At 41.8% G+C, this 23859-nt stretch carries 23 protein-coding genes; 14 read left to right on the plus strand and 9 right to left on the minus strand.

The window, feature by feature from the left end; genetic code table 11:
- The first annotated feature begins 120 nt into the window (after positions 1-120).
- The gene (locus CYP77_RS09970; RefSeq protein ID WP_181001440.1) at positions 121-276 is read left to right on the plus strand and encodes a hypothetical protein; all 156 of its coding nucleotides are present in this window, start codon (positions 121-123) and stop codon (positions 274-276) included.
- Positions 277-378: 102 nt separating this feature from the next.
- On the opposite strand, the gene CYP77_RS10365 is transcribed toward CYP77_RS09970, so the two are convergent.
- The 5 genes from CYP77_RS10365 to CYP77_RS04865 are packed head-to-tail and all read right to left on the minus strand — an operon-like array spanning position 379 to position 3646.
- Positions 379-630: a hypothetical protein gene (locus tag CYP77_RS10365; protein WP_430516092.1), complete on the minus strand. Its 252-nt coding sequence runs from the start codon at positions 628-630 to the stop codon at positions 379-381.
- Between the two features lie 2 nt (positions 631-632).
- Positions 633-1505 carry a carbon-nitrogen hydrolase gene (locus CYP77_RS04850; protein WP_103567192.1) on the minus strand — a complete coding sequence of 291 codons (873 nt, stop codon included), beginning with the start codon at positions 1503-1505 and terminating at the stop codon, positions 633-635.
- 1 nt (position 1506) lies between these two features.
- Entirely contained in the window at positions 1507-2433 is a 927-nt protein-coding gene (locus CYP77_RS04855) for a cation diffusion facilitator family transporter (protein ID WP_103567191.1), read from the minus strand.
- 2 nt (positions 2434-2435) lie between these two features.
- Positions 2436-3404: an agmatine deiminase family protein gene (locus CYP77_RS04860; RefSeq protein ID WP_103567190.1), complete on the minus strand. Its 969-nt coding sequence runs from the start codon at positions 3402-3404 to the stop codon at positions 2436-2438.
- Positions 3401-3646 (minus strand): CBU_0592 family membrane protein, encoded by a 246-nt coding sequence (locus CYP77_RS04865; protein WP_103567189.1) that lies wholly within the window; start codon positions 3644-3646, stop codon positions 3401-3403. The genes CYP77_RS04860 and CYP77_RS04865 overlap by 4 nt, the downstream gene beginning before the upstream one ends.
- A gap of 110 nt (positions 3647-3756) precedes the next feature.
- Between CYP77_RS04865 and CYP77_RS04870 the strand changes: the two genes are divergently transcribed.
- The 4 genes from CYP77_RS04870 to CYP77_RS04885 all read left to right on the plus strand — a co-directional run bounded on the left by CYP77_RS04870 (position 3757) and on the right by CYP77_RS04885 (position 6754).
- On the plus strand, positions 3757-4410 hold the full coding sequence (locus tag CYP77_RS04870; protein WP_103567188.1) for an amino acid ABC transporter permease: 654 nt from the start codon (positions 3757-3759) through the stop codon (positions 4408-4410).
- Positions 4397-5065, plus strand: a complete 669-nt coding sequence (locus CYP77_RS04875; protein WP_103567187.1) for an amino acid ABC transporter permease — start codon at positions 4397-4399, stop codon at positions 5063-5065. Before CYP77_RS04870 ends, CYP77_RS04875 begins: the two co-directional genes overlap by 14 nt.
- A 1-nt stretch (position 5066) precedes the next feature.
- Complete coding sequence (locus CYP77_RS04880) at positions 5067-5804, plus strand: amino acid ABC transporter ATP-binding protein (protein WP_103567186.1); 738 nt, start codon at positions 5067-5069, stop codon at positions 5802-5804.
- A 92-nt stretch (positions 5805-5896) separates the two neighbouring features.
- A complete protein-coding gene (locus CYP77_RS04885) occupies positions 5897-6754 on the plus strand; it encodes a cysteine ABC transporter substrate-binding protein (protein WP_103567185.1) in 858 nt (285 codons plus the stop codon).
- A 474-nt stretch (positions 6755-7228) separates the two neighbouring features.
- Here the strand turns inward: CYP77_RS04885 and CYP77_RS04890 are convergent, their stop codons facing one another.
- The 3 genes from CYP77_RS04890 to groES form a co-directional block, all read right to left on the minus strand.
- The gene (locus CYP77_RS04890; RefSeq protein WP_103567184.1) at positions 7229-8596 is read right to left on the minus strand and encodes a phosphomannomutase/phosphoglucomutase; all 1368 of its coding nucleotides are present in this window, start codon (positions 8594-8596) and stop codon (positions 7229-7231) included.
- A gap of 129 nt (positions 8597-8725) precedes the next feature.
- Complete coding sequence (gene groL, locus CYP77_RS04895) at positions 8726-10360, minus strand: chaperonin GroEL (protein ID WP_103567183.1); 1635 nt, start codon at positions 10358-10360, stop codon at positions 8726-8728.
- 17 nt (positions 10361-10377) lie between these two features.
- Positions 10378-10638, minus strand: coding sequence for a co-chaperone GroES (gene groES, locus CYP77_RS04900; RefSeq protein WP_103567182.1), 261 nt, complete (start codon positions 10636-10638; stop codon positions 10378-10380).
- A 168-nt stretch (positions 10639-10806) separates the two neighbouring features.
- Between groES and CYP77_RS04905 the strand changes: the two genes are divergently transcribed.
- Positions 10807-13350, plus strand: a complete 2544-nt coding sequence (locus CYP77_RS04905; protein WP_103567181.1) for a tryptophanyl-tRNA synthetase — start codon at positions 10807-10809, stop codon at positions 13348-13350.
- Entirely contained in the window at positions 13351-14511 is a 1161-nt protein-coding gene (locus CYP77_RS04910) for an MFS transporter (RefSeq protein WP_103567180.1), read from the plus strand.
- A 561-nt stretch (positions 14512-15072) separates the two neighbouring features.
- Here CYP77_RS04910 and uvrB read toward each other — a convergent pair.
- The gene (gene uvrB, locus CYP77_RS04915) at positions 15073-17049 is read right to left on the minus strand and encodes an excinuclease ABC subunit UvrB (protein WP_103567179.1); all 1977 of its coding nucleotides are present in this window, start codon (positions 17047-17049) and stop codon (positions 15073-15075) included.
- A gap of 125 nt (positions 17050-17174) precedes the next feature.
- On the opposite strand from uvrB, the gene CYP77_RS04920 reads away from it, so the two are divergent.
- The 7 genes from CYP77_RS04920 to CYP77_RS04950 all read left to right on the plus strand — a co-directional run.
- Entirely contained in the window at positions 17175-17408 is a 234-nt protein-coding gene (locus tag CYP77_RS04920) for a hypothetical protein (RefSeq protein WP_002940382.1), read from the plus strand.
- A gap of 23 nt (positions 17409-17431) precedes the next feature.
- Entirely contained in the window at positions 17432-17668 is a 237-nt protein-coding gene (locus tag CYP77_RS04925) for a hypothetical protein (RefSeq protein WP_012001557.1), read from the plus strand.
- On the plus strand, positions 17665-18078 hold the full coding sequence (locus CYP77_RS04930) for a type II secretion system protein (protein ID WP_103567178.1): 414 nt from the start codon (positions 17665-17667) through the stop codon (positions 18076-18078). The genes CYP77_RS04925 and CYP77_RS04930 overlap by 4 nt, the downstream gene beginning before the upstream one ends.
- Positions 18078-19928, plus strand: coding sequence for a primosomal protein N' (locus CYP77_RS04935; protein WP_103567177.1), 1851 nt, complete (start codon positions 18078-18080; stop codon positions 19926-19928). The genes CYP77_RS04930 and CYP77_RS04935 overlap by 1 nt, the downstream gene beginning before the upstream one ends.
- Positions 19929-20220: 292 nt before the next feature.
- Complete coding sequence (gene ispG / locus CYP77_RS04940) at positions 20221-21279, plus strand: flavodoxin-dependent (E)-4-hydroxy-3-methylbut-2-enyl-diphosphate synthase (protein ID WP_103567176.1); 1059 nt, start codon at positions 20221-20223, stop codon at positions 21277-21279.
- A gap of 4 nt (positions 21280-21283) precedes the next feature.
- Positions 21284-22696, plus strand: a complete 1413-nt coding sequence (locus tag CYP77_RS04945; RefSeq protein WP_103567175.1) for a replicative DNA helicase — start codon at positions 21284-21286, stop codon at positions 22694-22696.
- A 2-nt stretch (positions 22697-22698) separates the two neighbouring features.
- The coding region (locus CYP77_RS04950; RefSeq protein ID WP_103599705.1) for a ComEC/Rec2 family competence protein at positions 22699-23859 on the plus strand (1161 nt) is incomplete at its 3' end.

The raw sequence follows: 23859 nt of genomic DNA on the forward strand, positions 1-23859 counted from the left end.
GAAATATAATTTCAAGAGATGACCGTGCCGCCGAAAACGAAGATCTTGGAAATCATTTAAGGCATAAAAGATTACCAAATTCTGCCCAAAAGTCACATCTTAAAAACAAAGGATATAAATATGCGTTGTTTTTTAACACTGTTGTGTGCTGCCTTTTTTATGGTCGGCTGTTCTAATACTTGGCATGGTGCCAAAGAAGATACTGGCAATGCAGTCGAGTGGTCAAAAGACAAAGTTAACAAAGGTGCTACCTACGTTAAAGACAAAACAGAATAATTTTTGTTTTTAATTTAAACGCAGATATTAATTCATTATCCAGCGGGTTGAACTTCAATAGTTCGACCCATATAATTTTTCCTAATTATATTTTATCTTTCTTTATATATAATCATATTTATAGTCTTCTTTAAAAGCTAAAAATTTACAACAAGAGAATGAAATTTTAAAAGATCTAAATTTAAACATCGCCCAAAACAAGATCATCTGCCTAATGGGCAGCTCAGGATATGGCAAATCGACATTTCTTTCAGCGCTAAATGGCTTTTTGGAGCAAAAAGGCTTGGCGGCAGGATAGTCCGCATAGTGGATAAGAAATTTGCATTTTAAAAGAGCTAGAAATTCTAGCTCCAAATTTAGTCGATAAACCTCTTTGTGATATTTGCATAGGCATCGATCCTGCGGTCACGTAAAAATGGCCAAATTCTGCGAACTTCTTCACTTCTTTTCATGTCTATCTCAACGATCTTGCATAGCTCGTCTGTGCTATTTGCGCGGAAAAGCTGCTCGCCTTGTGGCCCAAAAACAAAACTATTTCCCCAAAATTTTATCCCATCCATCACGCCACTATCATCTTTTTCAAAGCCCACACGATTTACTGCGACCACTGGCAGGCCATTTGCCACGCTGTGGCCTCTTTGCACTGCTACCCACGCTTCAAGCTGTCTTGATTTTTCATCATCACTATCGCCCTCAAACCAGCCAATAGCCGTTGGATAGATGAGAATTTTCGCCCCTTTTAGCGCCATTAGCCTTGCTGCCTCTGGATACCACTGATCCCAGCAGACCAAAACGCCAAGCTTGCCAAGGCTAGTCTCAACTGGCTCAAAGCCGATATCGCCAGGCGTGAAGTAAAATTTCTCGTAAAATCCAGGGTCATCAGGGATGTGCATTTTTCGGTATTTGCCAGCCACGCTGCCGTCACGCTCGAAGACAAAGGCGGTGTTGTGATAAAGTCCGTCAGCCCTCTTTTCAAAGAGCGAAGTGACCAAAACTACGCCGTTTTCCTTAGCCACCCTGCCCCAAAAAGCGACATCTTCTTGCCAGTCGTTTGCGTGATCAAAGAAATTTGTATCCTCACTTTGGCAAAAGTATTGCGTCTGGTGCAGCTCTTGACAGACCACGAGATCAGCACCTCCTTTTTTTGCCTCGGCTATTAGCTCAAGCGTCTTTGCGATAGTTGCCTCTTTTGTGCCTTTAAATTCTTGTTGAAGTAGTGCTACTTTCATCTCATCTCCCTTCTTTATCGTTGTATGGGTCTAAATGTGTGGTTATCTGCCACGAAAAATCCTTAAATTTCTCTCTTATCTCGGCTTCAAGCGAGTCAGCCACCTCGTGCGCGTCGTAAAGCGAGATATCTTTGTCAAAAACTAAATGCAGCGTTAAAAATATGGTATTTGCGCTCTGCCTTGTGTTTAGATAGTGAAAGTCTGAAATTCTCTGCTTTGCCTTTATCATCTTAATGATCCCCTCTGTGATCTCAGGGCTTGCTGCGTGATCTAGCAAGACACCAAAGGCGTCTTTGCCAAGGCTTATGGCGCTTTGAGCGATGTAGCCACTTATCACGATACCAAAGATCGCATCTATCATCACAAATCCGCTAAATTTAATGATAAGCAGCGAGATGATGACTGCTAGGTTGCTAAAAAGGTCGATCTTATAGTGCAGTGCGTCTGCTTTTATGATAAGGTTGCCACTTTTTTTAGAAATTTGGTTTAAAAATAGCACCAAGCATAGCGTCACCACGACTGAAAAGACCATCACACCAAGGCTTAAGCCAAGGTCTATCTCTAAATTTGGCTCGCTAAATTTCTTAACGCTCTCATAAAATATATATCCAGCAGCCACAACGATGATAACACACTCAAATAGCGCTGCTAACGCCTCTAGCTTTGTGTAGCCAAAGTTAAATTTCTCATTGGCTTGCTTTCTTGACTTTCTAAGCGCAAATAAATTTAAAAGCGAAACGATAAAATCAAGCATCGAATCAATCGCCGAGCCAAGCACAGCGACCGAGCCGCTAAAAAGCCCAGCTGTAAATTTCACAAGTGCGAGCAAAAAGGCGCAAGCACCTGCTGCGATAACTGCCTTATTTTCGCCCTGCGTGCACTCCTGCTTATTTATGCTGTTAAACTCATAATCAAACGGACTTGACAAACTTAAGCCCTCTTGTATCTATTTTGGCTTGAGCAGTGAAGCGAGCCATTTTGACGGACAAAAACTAGCGAATTTACACCGATGATCTTTCTATCTGGCAGTGCCTTGGCAAGTAAATTTAGCACCTTTTCATCGTTTTCGTTATTATATGTTGGCACGATTAGCGCACCATTTATAAAGATAAAATTTGCATAGGTGCAGCCAAGCCTTTTGCCCTCATAAAATTTAGGCTTAGGTAGTGGTAGAGCAAGTAGCTTAAAGCCAGTTTTTTTAAGCTCATCCTCCATCTTTTTAAGCTCATCAAAGTGCTCATCACTCTCATCTTCGCAAGCTGCGTAAGCTATCGTATCAGGCGTGATAAAGCGCGCTAAAGTGTCGATGTGACTATCTGTGTCATCGCCTTTTATAAAGCCATTTTCAAGCCAGATGATACGCTTTAAGCCAAATAAATTTTTTAGTTTTTCTTCGATCTGCTCTTTGCTAAGTGCTTTGTTTCTATTTTCATTTAGTAGGCATTTTGAGGTGGTTAAAAGCACGCCATCTCCGTTAAATTCAACACTTCCGCCCTCTAGTATCATATCAACAGGCTCAAGCTTGGTCTTGTAAATTTTAGCTAGCTCTAAATTTATCGCATCATCTTTTGAACTATTAAATTTACCACCCCAAGCGTTAAATTTAAAGTCATAGCTCTTTACGCTAGGACCATCGCAAACGTCGATCATGCCGTAGTCTCTGATCCAAGTATCATCAGTCTCAAGCTTTACAAACTCAACATTTTTAAATTTCTTAAATCTAGCAAAATTTGCCTCATCAGGGCAGATAAGCACCACCTTTTCAAAAGGCGTAACAGCAGCCACAAGCTCCTCATAACCAGCTAAAATCTCCTCTAAATAAGGCTCCCAGTCGCTCTTACTATGTGGCAGCGATAAAAACAAAAGTTCCTGCTCTTCCCACTCTGCATACGCTCTCACGCTCTCTCCTTGTAAATTTTATAAATTCCATAAATCGTAATGATTATCCAAAAGACCTCTATCAAAAATGAGCCGAGGTTAAAGTGCACAAAAAGCGAGATGATGAGCAGTATAGCGCCTGCTAAATTTATTATCTGATAGGCTAGATCGTGGCTATTTAGACGGCCGATCTGAAGTAAAAAGTAGCCCATCACGACACAAATCATCCCTAAAAAACCGATGATCTGAAAAAGATCAATCAAATTTTATCCTTTTTGTAAGCTTAAATTTAAAGTGTGATAATACCTAATTAGTTTTAAATTTATGATTATTAAGATAGAATGTATCCATTTTTCAGATTGGATTAAAGTTTATGGATTTTGAGTTTATTGAGAAATTTTACCCCCTTTTTGTAAAAGCTGGGGTGCTCACCTGTCAGATCGCCTTTTTGGGGATCGTTTTTTCTATTTTGATAGGCATTTTTTGCATGGCTGTGAAATTTTACAAGCTAAATTTTCTCTCAAAAATAGTTGATTGCTACGTTGAGCTTTCAAGAAACACGCCACTTCTCATCCAGCTATTCTTTTTATACTACGGCTTGCCAAAGCTTGGAGTGTCGATGAGCGGCTTTGCCTGTGCGGTCGCTGGGCTTAGCTTTCTTGGTGGCAGCTATATGAGCGAGAGCTTTAGACTTGGCTTTGAGGCGGTTAGAAGGTCGCAGATAGAAGCAGGCCTTAGCATCGCACTTAGTAAAAATCAGCTCCTAAGATATGTCATCTTGCCACAAGCCTTTAGCGTGGCATTGCCAAGCATCAGCGCAAACGTCATATTTTTACTAAAAGAGACAAGTATCGTTAGTATCGTAGCGCTTGCTGATCTAGTCTATGTCGCAAAGGATCTCATCGGACTTTACTACAAGACAGACGAGGCGCTTTTTATGCTGGTTATTAGCTATCTTGTCATCATCTTGCCAGTCTCGCTGGCGCTTAGCTACGTCGAAAAAAGGGTGAGAAATGCAAGGAGTTAGTATATTATTTGACACACAAAATTTACTAAGGCTGCTTGAAGGTCTTGTGGTAAGCACTGAAATTTCATTTATCTCGATCATCATCTCCGTCATCGGCGGCCTAATCCTTGGCGTTTTGATGAGCATGAAAAACAAATTTATCTATCTTATTTTAAAAATTTGCCTCGAGATCGTTCGTATCATGCCTCAGATCGTATGGCTATTTTTATTTTACTTTGGCGTTAGCAAGGCTTTTGATATCCACATCTCGGCATTTACCGCCTCGCTCATCGTCTTTAGCCTTTGGGGTGTTTTTGAGATGATGGATATCGTGCGAGGGGCGATCACCTCGATACCAAAGCACCAGTTTGAGTCAGCTGCCTCGCTAGGACTTAGCAAATTTCAAATTTACTCTCACGTCATCATCCCGCTTGCTACAAGAAGACTTGTGCCTGGAGCTGTAAATTTACTAAGCCGTATGATAAAAACGACCTCTATCGTCGTTCTAATCGGCGTTGTCGAGGTAGTCAAGGTCGGGCAGCAGATCATCGAGCGAAATGTATTTACAAACCCTATGGCGCCATTTTGGATATACACGCTCATATTCTTTTTATATTTTGCGATCTGCTATCCAGTCTCAAAACTATCGAAAAAACTAGAAGAAAAATGGAGCTAAAATGAGCGAAAATATCTTAGAACTTAAAAAAATAAATAAATTTTATGGAGAGCTTCACGCCTTAAAAGATATAAATTTAGAGGTTAAAAGCGGCGAAGTGGTCGTGCTCCTTGGACCATCAGGCTGTGGCAAGAGCACAACTCTTAGATGCATTAACGGCCTTGAGAGCATAGCAAGCGGCGAGATCATCATAGATGGCGAAGTGATAGACGCTAAATTTAAAGAGTGGCAAAGGATCCGCCAAAAGGTCGGCATGGTATTTCAAAGCTACGAGCTGTTTGATCATATGAATGTCATCGATAACGTCCTTCTTGGGCCTTTAAAGGTGCAAAAAAGAGATAGGGCCGAGGCTGAAAAGACGGCTGATATGTGGCTAAGCAAGGTTGGGCTACTTGATAAGAAATTTGCCTATCCAAAGGAGCTAAGTGGCGGTCAAAAACAGCGCATAGCCATCGTTAGAAGCCTTTGTCTAAACCCTGAGATCATGCTATTTGACGAGGTTACGGCTGCACTTGATCCAGAGATCGTTAGAGAAGTACTTGATGTGATACTAAATTTAGCCAAAGATGGCATGACGATGCTAATAGTAACCCACGAGATGAGCTTTGCAAGGGCGGTTGCGAACAAGATCGTATTTATGGACGCTGGAGCGATCGTGGAGATCAGCGAGCCAGAGGAGTTTTTTACTAATCCAAAGAGCGAGCGAGCAAAGAAATTTCTAAATTTATTCTCATTTTAGAAAAAATAAGAGATAATTTGCCGTTTTTTCAAAATGCGTTTAGAGCGAGATTTAACTGCTCTTATTTACTAAATTTTTCTAAAGGAGAAAGAGTGAGAAAATTTAAATTTTTCTTATTAGCATTAGTCGCTACCGTCTTTCTAACGGGTTGTGGTGATGACAAAGGTGCGGACAAAGCAGCCGCTTCAAATCAAACTGACGCTATCGCAAAGATCAAAGAGCGTGGATATGTAAGGATAGGCGTTTTCAGCGACAAACCGCCATTTGGCTACGTCGATAAAGACGGCAAAAACCAAGGCTATGACATCTATTTTGCAAAACGTATCGCAAAAGACTTGCTTGGTGATGAGAGCAAGGTCAAATTTGAGCTAGTAGAAGCTGCTGGCAGGGTTGAAGTGCTCACAGCTGACAAGGTCGATATCACGCTTGCAAATTTCACAAAAACGCCTGAGCGCGCGCAAGTTGTTGATTTTGCGCTTCCATATATGAAGGTCTCTCTTGGCATTGTTAGCCCTGAGGGTGCTGTGATAAAGAGCGTTGATGAGCTAAAAGATAAAACCTTGATCGTCAATAAAGGCACAACCGCAGACGCATTTTTTACAAAAAATTATCCTGATATCAAGCTTTTAAAATACGATCAAAATACCGAAACTTTCGCGGCTTTGGTTGATAAAAGAGGTGCGGCTCTAGCGCATGACAATGCCCTACTTTTTGCCTGGGCGAAAGAGACTCCTGGCTTTGTCGTAGGCGTTGAAGCGCTTGGCGACGTGGATGTGATAGCTCCAGCTGTCAAAAAAGGCAACAAAGCCTTACTTGAGTGGCTAAATAACGAGATCATCGAGCTTGGAAAAGAAAATTTCTTCCACAAAGACTATGACGCAACGTTAAAACCGATCTATGGCGACAGCGTAAATCCTGAATCTCTAGTCGTCGAAGGCGGCAAACTCTAAAAATTTAATGGCGTAATCTTTACGCCATCTCTCTTTTTAAATTTAATAATATATTTGCAATTTTTACAGTAGGCGATATCACTTTAAAATCCATGACGACAGTTTTGTAATTCTTGGCAGCAAGCTAGCATGTAAATTTACGATAATGTTTCTAAAATTTTTGTCAGCAAATGGGACTGCTTTAAAATTCATGACGAGCGATCTTACGCACTTTGGTTTTAAACGAGCACGAGCCTTGCGATAATAAGCTTGTTTTTAAAAAATATCAAACGAGATAGGCTACTTGCGGATTTAACTTGCGCGGATGATCTATCTAATAAATTTAAAATATGGCAATTGTTTAAAGCCTCTAAATGATATCTATGCAGAGAAAAATTTGTGAAATAATGAAAAAATAAAACCTAGTTTTTGAATGTTTAAATAAAATTTAAAAAGCATTTTGGAGTAAGTTTAACCCAAAATGCTTTTTGCAAGCTACATTAAGCTCTTTAGCAATTTTGTCACTTTTTGCTCAATCTCTGCTAGAAATTCCTTGCTTTTTGCCTCAAATCTAGTGACGATAACTGGCGTTGTATTTGATGCGCGCACTAACGCCCAGCCATTTTTAAACTGAATCCTTATGCCATCAATGTCGATGATATTTTTTATCTTTGGCAGGTCGCAACTCTCGTTTTTCACGCACTCTTTTAGCTTAGCAACTATCTTAAATTTAGCCTCGTCAGTCGTCTTTATCTTGATCTCATCGGTGCTAAAGACAAGTGGCATCTTATCAAGCTCGCCGTCAAGGTCAAAGCCTTTATGAACTAGCTCAAGCACCCTCATCATCGCATAAAGCGCATCATCAAAGCCAAAGTATCGCTCTTTAAAGAAGATATGACCGCTCACTTCAGCCGCAAGATCTACGTTTAGCTCTTTCATCATTTTTTTGATGTTGCTATGACCAGTTTTTCCCATAAAAACTTCGCCGATCTTGGCGATCTCATCATACATATTTTGTGAGCATTTTACTTCGCCAAGCACCTTTGGATGTTTCATATTTAGAGCATAAAGATAGGCTAGCTCATCACCTTTTATATCTCTTTTTGGCGTTATAACCGCGATCCTGTCGCCATCTCCGTCAAAGCCAAATCCAAGGTCAAATTCCTTCTTCTCAATGAGCGAAAATAGCTCTTTTAAATTCTCTTTTTCACTTGGGTCTGGGTGGTGATTTGGAAAATTTCCGTCTGGATATTCATATAAAATTTTTGCATTTAGTCCAAGCGCCTTGACGATAGGCACTAAGCTCACGCCAACAGCGCCATTTGCGCAGTCGATAACAAAAGGCTTTTTGAAATTTTTAAGTTCGCTAAATTCTTTTACAAAAAACTCAACGTATTTTTCTAAGATATTAAATTTCTCACAGCTCTCATCGTCTGCGATCTCTAAATTTGAGGCGATTATCTCATTAACTTTGTCTTTTAAAATTTGCAGATCTTTGCCAAAGAAGCTATCTTTTTTGATAGTAATCTTAAAGCCGTTATAATCTTTTGGATTGTGAGAGCCCGTGATCATGATATTTGCATCGAAATAGTCAGCATAAACACTAAAGTAGCCAACAGGAGTTGGAAGCAGGCCTATGTTGTAAATTTTAAAGCCACCAGCCTTGTTTAGGCCACTTAACAGATACCTAAAAAGCGTGCTAGCACTAAGCCTTGCGTCAAAACCAACGCTTAAAGTTTTCACGCCAAATTCGTTAAATTTCTTGCCTAAAGCGAGCCCTATAGCCTTGACACTATCTTCTGTCAAGTCCTTTTCAAAAATGCCGCGTATGTCGTATTCTCTAAAAATTTCATCATATTTCATTGTAAATTCTCCCTAAAAGAATGCAAAAATGATACAAGAATAAATTTAAAAAGGAGTAAATAATTTTATAAATTTAGTGAGATTAAAATTTAAATTCGAGCTAGAAAAGCTCTAGCTCGAAAAGGGCTGCTACATCATGCCACCCATGCCACCCATTCCGCCCATATCAGGCATTGCAGGCATTGCTTTTTCTTCTTTGATCTCGCTGATAGTTGCTTCAGTGGTTAGTAACAAGCTAGCCACGCTAACAGCGTTTTGTAGCGCAACTCTCTCAACTTTTACTGGGTCGATGATGCCAGCTTCAAACATATTTACATATTCGCCGGTTGCAGCGTTAAAGCCAAAATTTGCATCTTTGCTTGCCTCAACTGCATTTGCTACTACGCCTGCGTCAAATCCAGCGTTCTCAGCGATTTGGCGAAGTGGAGCACGAAGCGCTCTTCTAACGATCTCAGCACCGATTGCCTCGTCACCTTGTAAATTTAAATTTACACTCTTTGAAGCGAGGATAAGAGCTGAACCGCCACCTACTACGATGCCCTCTTCTACAGCTGCACGAGTAGCGCTTAGAGCGTCATCTACGCGGTCTTTTTTCTCTTTCATCTCTGTCTCAGTCGCAGCACCTACTTTGATAACTGCCACGCCGCCACTTAGTTTTGCAAGGCGCTCTTGAAGTTTTTCTTTGTCATAGTCGCTTGTTGTCTCAGCGATTTGAGCTTTGATCTGAGTGATTCTAGCGTCTATTGCTGACTTCTCGCCTGCGCCATTTACGATAGTTGTGTTGTCTTTGTCGATAACTACGCTTGAAGCTTGTCCAAGATCGTTTATACTAGCGCTCTCTAATGTTCTGCCTAACTCTTCGCTAATAACCTCACCACCTGTTAAGATAGCGATATCTTCAAGCATCGCTTTTCTTCTGTCGCCAAAGCCAGGAGCTTTTACAGCTGAGATGTTTAGCACGCCACGAAGTTTATTTACAACAAGCGTTGCAAGTGCCTCGCCCTCGATATCTTCAGCGATGATTAAAAGTGGTTTGCCACTCTTTTGTACTTGCTCAAGCACTGGCAATAAGTCTTTTAAATTTGTGATCTTCTTGTCAAATAGCAATATAAATGGATTGCTTAGCTCAACTTGCATCTTTTCAGGGTTTGTGATGAAGTATGGGCTTAGGTATCCGCGGTCAAACTGCATACCCTCAACAACACTTAGCTCGTCTTGGATAGACTTTGCCTCTTCTACTGTTATAACACCATCTTTGCCAACTTTTTCCATCGCATCAGCGATAAGTTTGCCGATACTCTCATCTGAGTTTGCTGAGATAGTAGCGATCTGCGCGATCTCTTTTGAGCCAGAAACTTTTTTAGAGATGTTTTTTAGTGCATCTATAAGAGCTGCTACTTCTTTATCCATGCCGCGTTTTACTTCGATAGGATTTGCGCCAGCAGTTACGTTTCTAAGACCCTCTTTAAATATCGCGTGAGCTAGCACAGTTGCTGTTGTAGTGCCGTCGCCTGCTTGATCGTTTGTCTTGCTTGCTACTTCTCTAACTAGGCTTGCACCCATATTTTCGATAGTATCTTTTAGCTCAACCTCTTTAGCCACGCTAACGCCGTCTTTTGTTATGTTTGGAGCGCCAAAGCTTTTTTGGATAAGGACATTTCTGCCTCTTGGTCCCATTGTCACTTTCACAGCGTCATTTAGTTTTTTTACGCCCTCGTATAGGCGGTTTCTTGCATCATCAGAGTAAAAAATTTCTTTTGCCATTGTCTTTCCTTTTTAAATTATTTAATCACGCCTAAAACGTCGTCGATGTTTAAAACAAGATATGCCTTATCATCCAAATTTACCTCAGTGCCAGCGTATTTAGCAAATACTACTTTTTCACCAACTTTTACGCCCTCTACTTCAGCACCAACTGCTTTTACCTCGCCGCTTAAAGGTTTTTCTTTTGCGTTATCAGGTATAATTATGCCCGAAGCTGTCGTCTTTGTCTCTTCTACGCGTTCGACTAGGACACGCTTGCCTAATGGTTGAAAATTCATTGTTCATCCTTTTAGTTTAATTGTCTTTTTTAGCACTCTTTATTTTTGAGTGATGAAATGCTAGCATTTTTTTCTGAAAAAGTCAATAATTTATAGCAAATTTAAATAAAACCTTTAGTCTATTTGACTAAAGTTTCGTGATATGTAAAACTAATATAAAGGAATTTTATGAAAAAAATAGCTTACATAGTTGGCGCGCTTATGCTCATAGTAGCTTGCATTTTTGGCTTGATCTTTAGCTCTTTTGGCAACAAATTTATAGCCAGCAAAATAGAAAAAGAGGCACTCGCTCGTGGTATCGATGTCAAATTTAAAGATTTTAGCCTAGGATTTAGCACGCTAAATTTAGAGGCGACCGTGATGAACGCCATAAATTTAAAGGCAAATGGCGACCTATCCTTGCTTGCTCAAAGTATGAGCTTAAACATAGATATAAACGCCGACAAGGCAAAGGCCAGCGAGCTTGGACTAAAAAAGGACGTCGCGCTTAAAGCAAACGTAGCTGGTAAATTTAGCGACTTTAAGCTAGTGGCAACTGGCACGGCGCTTGGCTCAAACATAAATTTAAACGCAAACTTAAAAGACTACCTGCCAAAAGCTCTAAATCTTGATGCTAAAAACATCGAGCTTTCTGAGATATCAGCTCTTGCGCAAAAGCCAAATTTAGCCAGTGGCAAGCTTGATCTAACGAGCAATATGCAAGGCGTTGATGAGAAAAATGAACCCATCATTAACGCTCAAATTTTAGCTAGCAACGCAGCTATAAACAAAGAAATCCTTAAAAACGAATTTGGGCTAAATTTAGCAAAAGATATAAGTTTTAAAGGCGGTGTAAATGCTAAATTTGCAAATGAAAAAGTGAGCGCAAAAACCATTATCATCGCACCAGAAGCCACTTTAAAAGCAAATGAGACGACTTATGATCTAGCTAGTAAAAATTTAAAGAGCGACTTTTTGCTAAATGTGCCTGATCTTGCCCTTTTTGGCAAGCTCTTGGGCGAGCAGCTAAGTGGCGCAGTGGATGCAAACGGCGAAATTACGATGCAAGAAAATGCTCTTAAAAACTTAAAAGCTGAGATAAACGGCCTTGGTGGCAAGATAAATGCAAATTTTGATAGTAAAAATTTAGTCTTAAATGCCGCAAATATCAAACTAAAAGAGCTTTTAGCGCTTGCTTTGCAGCCTAGCTACGCAGACGGAGAGATAAATTTAAACGCAAATTTTAGCGGCTTTGACGAGCTAAAAAAGCTTGCAGGCGAGGCTAAATTTGAGATAAAAAACGGCCTTATAAACAATGGTCTTGCAAAGCTTAAAAATGCGGCGAAATTTGAGCTAAAAGGCGGCGCTGTCGCAAAGGGCGAGCTTGTAAATTTTGACGCAAACGTGCTTAGCGACCTTGGCGAGCTAAAGGATGTAAAGGGCGTTTATGACTTAAAAAACAGTCAAATTTTTAGCAAATTTGCCCTACTCATTAACGACCCTGATAAATTTAAAGCGGTTAGTGGCTTTGAGGTTAGCTCAAAGATGGCGCTTGCGGGCGATGTGAAGGTCAAAGCAAGCAAGATAGATGAGTTAAATTTAGACGGCGATGCCTTTGCTGGCAAGCTAAACGCCACCATAAAAAATGAAAATCTTGATCTTAGCCTAAAAGAGGCACAGCTAGGAGAAATTTTAGCACTTAGTGGCAACGATAGACTGGTAAATGCCAAGGCAAATGTCCAAGCAAAAGGACAAAATATCTTTAGTAAAAGCCCAAGCGTCGCCGCAAAGATCGCCCTAAGTGACGGTAAATTTAACGCCGCAACGCTTAGCAAAATGCTTGATAAAAAATTCCCTGAAAATGAGAAATTTAGCTCAATTTTGAGCCTAGACTATAAAGGCGACATGGCAAAATTTAGTGGCGACTTTCTTAGCTCGCTAGCTGATATAAAGGACATAGATGGCAGCTTTGATGTGGGCAAAAGCACGCTAAACTTAAAGCTTCAAGCGGTAGTTTCGGAGCTAAATAAGCTTGCATTTTTAGCTGGCCGCGAGCTTCACGGTAAATTTGCAGCCCTCATAACAGCAGATGGCAAAGTGGATGATCTAAGCGTAAAAGCCACTTCAGATGATCTATTTAAGGGCAAACTAGAGGCAAACTACAAAGGTGGTGCGCTTGATGCGGTGCTAAAAAACTTTGAGGTCAAAGGGCTAACGCAGACTTTAGGGCTAGAGCACCTCTATGACGGCAACGGCGATGCTAAATTTGACTACGAAACAAAGCAAAAGCTCGGTAAATTTGACATCTTGCTAAAAGAGGGTCACCTAGCCAGCACAAATCTCACAAACAACATCAAAACCTTCACCGGCAAGGACATCACAAAAGAAATTTACAAAGACGGCAAAATTTACGGCGATATAAAGGGCGATAACGTCATCTTTAACGTAAATTTAAGCTCTCCAAAGAGCGATATAAAGGTTGCAAACGGCACTTATAACACCGCTACAAAAATTCTTAATGCGCCACTTGTTTGCAGGCTCGAAAAGACCGATCTAAACGTGCAAATCTCAGGCACGACAGACAAGCTAAAATACGACGTCAGATCGCAATATCTCGAAAATAAGGTCAAAAAAGAGATAGGTAGATTTTTAGACAAAAAGCTTGGCAAAGATGATGAAGGCGCAAGCGGCGAAAAACAAAATTTAAAGGGGCTTTTAAAAGGGCTATTTTAGATGAAAAAGGCGGAAAATTTAAAGTATCTAATGGGGCTTGGGCACTTTTGTAGCGACATAAACCAAAGCGCGCTTGGTGCGATGCTGCCCTTTTTCATCGCGAGCTACCACTACGACTACGCCACAGCCGCCTCGCTCGTGACCGCCACAAATTTAGCAAGCTCGCTCATCCAGCCACTTATCGGCCGCCTAAGCGACAAAAAAGAGCTACCCTACGTCATCCCGTTTGGGCTACTTTTGGCAGGCGGAGGCATGAGCCTAACTGGCTTTGTGACAAACTACTACATCATCCTAGTTTGCGTGATGATAAGTGGTATCGGCGCCGCGCTCTTTCACCCAAGCGCCGCAAGGATCGTAAACTACGCCTCAAACGCCAAAAATAGAGCCAAAAGCATAAGTATATTTTCATTTGGCGGAAACGCAGGCTTTGCCGTTGGGCCTATTTTGGTCGCTGTTTTTGTGGGAAATTTTGGCCTAAAAGGGACGCTAGTTTTCATCATCCCTCAAATTTTGCTAACACTTTTATACCTCAAAAAGGGCAAATTTATAAAAGCACTCGAAGGCAATCACAAAAAACAAATTTCACAAAAAACAAGCGCTCTAAAAGACGATCTAGGCGCATTTTTGAGGCTTTGTATCTGCATATTTTCACGCTCGATCGTCGCTTTTGGCTTTTCGGCATTTTTTAGCATCTATCTCATTAAAATTTTTGGCCTTAGCAAAGAGGCTGCAAATGTAAATTTAAGTATGTTTTTTGCCGCAGGTGCGATCTCTACGCTATTTGGCGGAGCGCTAGCTGATAGATACGGCCTAGTTAGGCTCATCAAAATAAGCCTAAGTATCGCCGCACCGCTAGTCGTGCTAATGCTCTTTATCGACAGCTACACGCTATTTCTCGCGGCCTCCATGTGCGTGAGTGCCTGCATCAGCCTATCTTTTAGCCCCTCTATCGCCCTTGCGCAGCTTTATCTGCCAAATCAGATCGGCCTAGCCTCTGGCGTAACGCTCGGGCTTAGCATAACAATCGGCGGCATATTCGCAACGGTCATCGGCAAGATCGCTGATATCCTTAGCCTAACGCACTCGTTTTACTTTATCGCCGCAGTTTCGCTCATCTGCGCGGTGTCAAGCTATTTTTTAAAGCCAGTCAGTAGAACTTAAATTTATATCCCCTGCTTCATTTTTATACAAAAAATTAAGTAATGAAATTTGCGAGTAAATTTTAATTCCTACTTGTTTTACCATACTCGCAACGAGGCTTCGCTACGAGGAAACAAGCGAAATTTTACTATGCAAAAAGAGCCGAGCCATGGCTTTTGGGCGGCGGTATTTTGTAGTAGATTTAGATAGTCAGTAAATTTTAAAATTTGATAACCAAATATCAAGGCAAAGTATCTTGTGATGATTTTAAATGCTACGAAGAAATTTTCAACCGAAGATAGAACAAATAAATTTAAGCCATCAAGATAAGAAAATTTTTGTTTTTTTGCTTCGCCTTGCTCGCAACGAGACTTCGCTACAAGGAGACAAGGCGGATGAGCAAAAACAAGCAACAAAACATGGTTTATTAAATTTAAAAGCATAGAAAAATTTGAATTTATATAACGGCAGTATTTTGTGATAGATTTAAATGTTGCGCAGTTAAAATTTGCGCAGACTAGACAAATAGTCTGTCGAGCAAAATTTTAGCAAGCTCATTTAAAGATACATAAAAGACAACGCTTATAACTTTCTCATCTTTGCTATCTCGTCGCGCAATGCCGCCGCCTTCTCAAACTCCAGCTGCGCCGCCGCTTCAAGCATCTGCTTTCTTAACTCTTTTACGATCGCAGCACGCTCGCTAGCTGGCATCTTCTCTAAATTTTTACCACGCTTGTAAATTTCACCATCATCCTCGACATGCAAGCTCTCTTCGATATTTCTGCTTGCAGAGTGCGGCGTGATGCCGTGAGCTTTGTTGTACTCATCTTGAAATTTACGCCTAGCAGTCGTCGTATCGATCGCCTCTTTCATCGATTTTGTTATCTTTTTGGCAAACATTAGCACCTTGCCATTTACATTTCTAGCTGCGCGCCCCATAGTCTGTATAAGGCTCGTTGTCGAGCGCAAAAAGCCCTCTTTATCAGCGTCCATTATGGCTATCAGGCTCACTTCAGGCAGGTCAAGCCCCTCACGGAGCAAATTTATGCCTATTAGCATGTCAAATTCGCCACTTCTAAGCCCTCTAATGATCTCATTTCGCTCGATCGCGTCGATGTCTGAGTGCATATACTTGACCTTGACGCCAAGCTCGATGTAGTAGCGGCTTAGCTCTTCAGCCATCTTTTTAGTTAGCACCGTGACAAGCACACGCTCACCTCTAGCGATCACCGCCTTTGCCTCGTCAAATAACGCCTCGACCTGGTTGTCGCTATCTTTTATCTCGATCAAAGGATCAAGCAGCCCCGTAGGACGCAAAATTTGCTCATAGATGTGGCCCTGGCTGATACCAAGCTCATACTCGTTTGGCGTGGCTGAGACAAAGAGAAATTTCGCCTTTTTGCTTATAAACTCGTCAAATTTAAGCGGCCTGTTATCAAGCGCTGAAGGCAAGCGAAATCCATACTCCACAAGCACCTCTTTACGGCTCCTATCGCCAGCATACATGCCCCTAAACTGCGGCAAACTCACATGGCTCTCATCGACGATGACTAGATAGTCTTTGCCGCTTATCTCAAAGTAGTCAAACATCGAGTACGGCGTCTCTCCAGGCTTTTGTCCAGTTAGGTGGCGCGCGTAGTTTTCGATACCCTTGCACATGCCAGTGCTCGCCATCATCTCAAGGTCAAACTCCACCCTTTGCTTTAGCCTCTGTGCCTCAACTAGCTTGCCCTGCTCGTTAAATTCTTTCAAGCGCGCATCAAGCTCCTCTTCGATCTCTTTCATCGCGATCTTTAGCCTATCAGCGCCCACGATAAACTGGCTGGTGGCATAAAGCGTAAATTTAGAGATATCCTTTAGTCTTTTGTTATCAAGCACGTCAAAATGATACATCGCATCGATCTCATCGCCAAAAAACTCGACCCTTAGCGCTTCGTCGTTGTAGTATGCTGGGTAAATATCCACCACATCGCCATTTACACGAAAGTCGCCCCTGTCAAAGTAGTTGTCATTGCGCTTGTAGCCCATATCCACAAGCTGCTCTAAAAGCTTTCTTTGGCTAAATTTCTGCCCGACATTTAGGTAGGCGACCATACCTTTATACTCGCTTGGATTACCAAGGCCGTAGTTTGCAGAGACTGAGGCCACACAGACGACGTCGTCAAAGCTTAGCAAGCTAGCCGTCGCAGAGAGGCGCAGGCGCTCAAGCTCCTCATTTACCGAGCTATCCTTTTCTATATATAGGTCGCTTCGTGGGATGTAGGCCTCTGGCTGGTAGTAGTCGTAGTAGCTTATAAAATACTCCACATGGTTTTTTGGGAAAAAGCCCTTAAATTCGCTGTAAAGCTGAGTAGCAAGGGATTTGTTATGTGTCATGATGAGCGTTGGCATATTTAGCTCGCGTATGACATTTGCCATGGTGAAGGTCTTGCCAGACCCTGTCACGCCTAGAAGTGTTTGGTATTTATTGCCTGATTTTATGCTTTTTACTATCTCTTTTATCGCTCTTGCTTGGTCACTGCTTGGGCTAAATTTAGATGAAATTTCAAATTTACTCATTGATCGCCTTTAAATTTGGGCGAATTTTATAGCAAAGATAGTGCTTTGTCAAATGAGAATTTTAAAAAGAATTTAGCCTCTGCGTGTTAGAATACGGCATTAATTATTATTTTAAAGGAACCTTTATGTTTGAAGATAATGCGATCTTAACCACATTAAGCGATAAAGTAAATGACCTCATCACAAAATACGATGAAGTTTGCAGAGTAAATGAAGAGCTACGTAACGAGATCGTAACATTAAAAGCACAAAATGAGGCAAAAACCAACCAGATCATGCGCCTAGAAGAGGATCTAGATAAGAAAAATAGCGAAGCTGATGATGTAATGAAAAAGATCGAAGCCGTCCTTGGTAGATAAGCTAGGCATTTTTGGCATAAAAAATGAAACAGATCACGCTCACCGTATCATCTCGCGACTATACGATTACACTTGATGATGATTTTGCTGAAATTTTCGAGCGCGACTGGCAGAAATTTATGGGGGGAAAGAAATTTATCGAGCCTCGTGAGCTTATAAACGCCTTTGTCGAAAAGAGCTACGAGAGCTACACAAATTTGCGCGTCGTAAAGGACGTCACAAAAGAGATAGAAGAGATACTAAAACCGGAAAATAAATGAAAAAAAGAGCTTTTACCCTAATAGAAATTATATTTGTCATCGTCATACTTGGCATTTTAAGTGCTGTTGCGATACCAAAGCTTTTCTTTACTAGAGGCGACGCCATAGTCGCAAACGCAAGAACACAAATAGCCGCCATAAAAAGTGGCATATCGCTAAAATACAATGATAGCGTCCTAAAAGGCACTCCAAAGTATCCTGATACGCTTGAGAGCCCAGGAAGCAACCTTTTTCAAAACGTTGTGAGCGTGCCTGTAAAAGACAGCGGCACAAAAAACGGCTGGCACAAAACTGGAGCGACCACTTATACCTTCAAACTAGACGGACAAACAGCAAATTTTACTTACAAAAACACAACTGGCGAATTTGACTGCGAGAGTAGCGACGGACTTTGCAGCGCCCTTGAGTGATGAGATACTATGAGGTCGTATTTAGCGGAGTAAATTTAGCTGCGCTCACATATAAAAGCGAGCTAGATATTGCGCCATTTCGCGCCGTCACTGCAAAACTTAGAGGCAAAAGTTTAACTGGCTTTATCCTGCGCGAAGTGGATGAGCCAAGCTTTAAAACAACTCTCATTGATGAAATTTTACCCATTAAACTAAACGACATCCAAGCAACTTTGGCTAAATTTATCGCCTACTACTACACCTGCGAGCTTGGTGTTGCTATAAATTTATTTGAGCCACAAAGCCTTATAGATGATGAAATTTATAGTGGCGCAACTGACTTTAAAGCGCCAAATTTAAGCCAAAAGCAGCTTGAAGCGCTAAATTTTATAAACGAACGAAAAAGCTCGCTCATCTTTGGCGACACGGGAAGCGGCAAAAGCGAAATTTACATAGCAAAGATTAGAGAAATTTTAAACGCAGGCGGCCAAGCGCTATTTTTAATGCCTGAAATTTCACTGACACCGCAGATGCAAAAGCGCTTAGAGAGCTTCTTTGGTGAGGCTGTGGCTGTGTGGCACTCAAAGATCACGCCAAAGAAAAAAGAGCAAATTTTAAAGGATATTAAAAGCGGCAAGGCAAGACTAATAGCAGGAGCTAGGTCTGCCCTATTTTTGCCACTTGAGCGGCTAAAACTCATCATCATCGACGAAGAGCACGACGATAGCTATAAAAACACTGGCTCAAAGCCCCACTACAACGCAAGAGACCTAGCGCTTTACCTAACTAGCAAATTTGACCTGCAAGTAGTTCTGGGTAGTGCCACGCCAAGCCTTACTAGCTTTTACAAGCAAGAGCACTTTCGCCTAAAGGGGACATATTTTGCGTCGCAAAAGAGCTATATATTTGACGAGAGCGAGACTGGCATAAGCGAAATTTTAAAAGAGCAGATCGCAAAGACGCTCGAAAACAAAAAACAAGCCGTCATCTGCCTGCCAACAAGGGCAAATTTCAAATATCTTGTCTGCAAAAACTGCGGCGAGACGGTAAAGTGTCCATTTTGCAGCATCGGCATGAGCTACTATAAAAAACAAAACGTGCTAAAGTGCCAATACTGCGAGCATAAAATGGCCGTGCCAAAGACCTGCCACCAGTGCGGTAGTGAGATGATAGAGGCTAAAAAGATCGGTACGAGCGAGCTACTTGAGAGGCTGCAAGCCGAGTTTGCAAACGCTAGGATCGCTAAATTTGATAGAGATGAGATCACGACACAAAATAAGCTCGTAAAGGCTTTAAAGGAATTTAACGATGGTAAGATAGACATCCTGCTTGGCACGCAGATGCTAAGCAAGGGGCATGATTATCACAATGTCGAGCTTGCCGTCATCATGGGCTTTGACGAGCTTTTAAATTTTCCTGATTTTAGAGCTAGAGAGCGGACACTTGCCCTTGCTATGCAAGTAGCTGGAAGAGCCGGCAGAAACGGAGCTGGCAGGGTCATCATCCAAAGCAAACAAAGGGAGTTTTTCGAAAGCTTCATTAGCGACTACGACGCATTTTTAAAGGAGGAGATACCTTTTAGAGAAGCTCTTTATCCGCCATTTACTAGGCTACTTCGCGTGGTCGTTTCGCATAAAGATGAGAGCACGGCAAAGGGCGCAATGAACGAATTTGTGCAAAGGCTAGAGCCACTAAAAGGCGATGAGCTAGAGATCGTTGGATATGGCAAATGCCAGATCGAGTATCTTGGGGGCAAATTTAGATATGAAATTCTGCTTCGCTCAAACTCTCACACCATGCTTTTAAAAGCGGCAAACCTATGCAAAAGCGAACTTAGCGATATCGATATAGATCCAGTGAATTTTAGTTAAAGGCAAGTGAATAAATTTTTAAAATTTGCAAATTTGTTTCATAGCGTATAAATATCAAACAAATTTTAAAATTTCATGAGCGAGTAATTTCGGCTCTAAAATTTGAGCTAAGCTGTAAGCGAAGCCAAATTTTAGTAGCTAACTCTTAGGGGTGAATGAAAGTTTAAAATTTGCATTTACGATACATGAGCCTTAATTGCAAACTGCCTGCATTTAAAAACTTTATTAATTTTTCAAGCCTTTTAAAAGCCATTTTTTCTTATAATCCCCAATAAAATTTAAAGGCAAAATTTTGCAACGATACCCGACAAAACAGATAAAAATTCGCGATGTTTTAATAGGCGGTGACGCACCGATCTCCGTGCAGTCGATGACATTTTCAAAGACAAAGGACGTAAAAGGCACGCTAGAGCAGATACAAAGGCTATATTTTGCAGGTTGTGACATCGTGCGCTGCGCAGTTTTTGACAAAGAGGACGCCAGCGCGTTAAGGCAAATCGTCGCTAGCTCACCCATCCCAGTCGTTGCAGACATACATTTTAACCACACCTACGCGCTCATCGTTAGCGAATTCGTCGATGCTATCCGCATAAACCCAGGCAATATTGGCTCAGCTAAAAACATAAAAGCAGTCGTTGATGCCTGCAAGCAGAGAAATTTACCCATCCGCATAGGCGTAAATTCTGGCTCGCTTGAAAAGCAGTTTGAAGACCGCTACGGCCGCACGGTGGAGGCTATGGTGGAGAGTGCGATGTACAACATCAAGCTTCTTGAGGATTTTGACTTTACGGACATTAAAATTTCGCTCAAATCAAGCGACGTCGAGCGCACTATGCAAGCTTACAGAGCGCTTCGCCCAAAGACAAACTACCCATTTCATCTAGGCGTAACAGAGGCTGGCACGGCGTTTCACGCGACTATCAAGTCCGCGATCGCACTTGGTGGGCTTTTGCTTGAGGGCATCGGCGATACGATGAGAGTTAGCATCACTGGCGAGCTTGAAGAGGAGATCAAAGTCGCAAAGGCGATCTTAAAAGATAGTGGCCGCCAAAAAGAGGGGCTAAACATCATCTCATGCCCAACTTGTGGGCGTTTGCAAGCCGATCTCATGGCAGCAGTAAAACTCGTAGAAGAAAAGACAAAAGGGATAAAAGAGCCGCTAAACGTCTCAGTGATGGGCTGCGTGGTAAATGCGATCGGCGAGGCAAAAGGCGCAGACGTAGCCATAGCATTTGGCAAGGGAAATGGCATGATCATGCGCCACGGCGAAGTGGTCGCAAGGCTGCCTGAGAGCGAGCTTGTGGATAGATTTTTACAAGAGATCGACGACGAGATAAAGAGCAGAGGATAAAGCAGTGGCAAAAGAGAGACTTAACGAGATAGAATTTAGCAACCTTTACGACCTTGATATGGAGCGAGCCATACTAAGCTCGATCATCGCAAACAACGACGCTTTGGGCGAAATTTTTGACACGATAAAGGCTGGAGACTTTTACCTAAAAGCTCACGCTCAAATTTACAAAGCAATGGTTGATTGTCTAAACGGCGACGTTCCTATCGCATCGACATTTATCAAAAACAAGCTTGGCGAAAACTACGATGATAACGTCATGGCGAGCATTTTAGCCACAAACTCGATCATCGACATACAAAGATACGCAAACGAACTAAAAGAAAAGTCGATCAAACGAAGCCTTGTTAAGATCGCCCACGACATCCCAAGCAAGGTAAATGAGGACAAAGCTAGTCGCGATATGGTCGATGAGCTAAGCCAGGAGTTTTACTCGCTAGTCGACGGCAGCGGCACTGGCAGCATTAGAGATAGTGAAGACATCATAAAAAGCTTGATCGTGCATATGCAAAAGCAAGCTGCCTTAAATGAGCGCGACATCATCGGACTAAACACTGGCTTTAAAAAGCTAAATGAGATGATAAAAGGCTTTAAAAATGGCGACCTCATCATCATAGCAGCGCGCCCTGGCATGGGTAAAACGACGCTTTGTCTAAATTTCATGGGGCACGTTTTAAAAAGTGGCGCAGGCGTTGTCTTTTTCTCACTTGAGATGCCAGCAGAGCAGATCATGATGAGGATGCTAGCTGACAAGACCTCGATCCCACTTCAAGAGATAATGACAGCGAGCCTAGACGACGAGAAGCTCGCTCACTTTAGCCACGCATGCAGCGAATTTTCGCATGCCAAGCTCTTTGTGCACGATAGCGGCTACGTAAATATCCACCAAGTAAGGACGCAGCTTCGTAAGCTAAAGTCAGCTCATCCTGAAATTTCACTCTGCGTCATCGACTACATCGGCCTTATGATGAGCACAAATAACTTCGCCGACCGCCACATACAAATAGCTGAAATTTCTCGTGGCTTAAAGCTTCTAGCGCGCGAGCTAGATATGCCTATCATCGCACTTTCGCAGCTAAACCGCGGCCTTGAAGCACGCGCGAACAAGCGCCCTATGCTAAGTGACCTAAGAGAGTCAGGTGCGATCGAGCAAGACGCCGACATCATCCTTTTTGTATATAGACACGAGGTCTATCTGGAGCAAGAGGAGAACGAGAAAAAGAGCAAGGCAGCGGCCGAGGGCAAAGAATATAAAAGCGAGCACGTTTTTAACAAGCTTCAAGAAAACGCCGAGATCATTGTTGGCAAAAACAGAAACGGCGAAGTGGGATCTATCGACGTGCTCTTTCAAAAGCAATACTCGCGCTTTTGCGATATCGCCACCACACCAGTGCAATCAACTGAATTTAAAGAGTAAATTTGCCAAAAAGCAGGCGTATATTTTATTTTCTCCTGCTTTGCCTATTTATTTTTGGGCTAAATTTAGCGCTTAAATTTCATGAATATAGCGCTTTTATGGAGCTTGGCGAGCATGACGTCCTAGGCAAAGTAAGCGTAAATTTCACCAAAGAGAGAAACGGCAAAAAACGCCAAATCATCAGGATCGACACCTCAAATTTTAGCTTTTACACAACCGCTTCTAAAAAAGATGAGATCAGCCTTTATGACATCGTGGCGCTTAGCGTTCAGCCAATAGACGTGAGCTTTACGGACTATCTTGGCGGCACATTTTATATGCCAAGCTACGATAGAGCCGTTATCAAAAGAGATGATAGCCTAAGGCAAAGAGCTATAAATTTGATCTCCGCCCAGCATGAAAACGCTAAAATTTCGCAGCTTTACTCAGCGCTATTTCTTGGCACAAATGTCTTTGGCGAGCTAAGAGATGACGTCTCAAACTGGGGCGTGGCGCACCTTATCGCCATTAGCGGCTATCACCTTGGCGTCATAAGCGCGGTTTGCTTTTTTCTTTTAAGGCTCGTTTTTAAGCCCATCTACGCAAGATATCTACCATATCGCTCTTACATTTTTGACTTTACTATCGCCGTATTTTTGGTGCTTTGCTTCTATTTTTACATGATCGGCTTTATAGCAAGCTTTTTACGGGCATTTTTGATGAGCGTGGCTGGCTTTTACATGATCTGCAAAAAGATAAAGATCTTAAATTTCTACACGCTCTTTGGCGTTATTTTATTTAGCGTCGCCCTATTTCCACAGCTTCTTTTTAATGTTGGCTTTTATTTTTCATGCCTTGGCGTCTTTTATATCTTCGTCTATCTTTTATACTTTGCGCCCAAATTTAGCCTGTTAGCGAACTCGCTACTTTTAAATTTATATGTCTTTTTTGCAATGGAGGTTGCGGTGCTTTACTTTTTCCCGCTCATTAGCCTCTTGCAGCTTAGCGTGCTAGCTATCAACTACCTATTTGGCGTATTTTATCCACTAAGTTTTTTACTTCATCTCTTTGGATATGGCGGCATTTTTGATGAAATTTTAAGCAAAATGCTAGCTTTTAGACTAAGCTCGGACAATCTTCACATAAGCACATTTATCTTTTTACTCTATAACCCCATCAAGATT

Origin of the sequence: Campylobacter concisus (assembly GCF_002913865.1) — a bacterium.
GTDB lineage: Bacteria > Campylobacterota > Campylobacteria > Campylobacterales > Campylobacteraceae > Campylobacter_A > Campylobacter_A concisus_AM.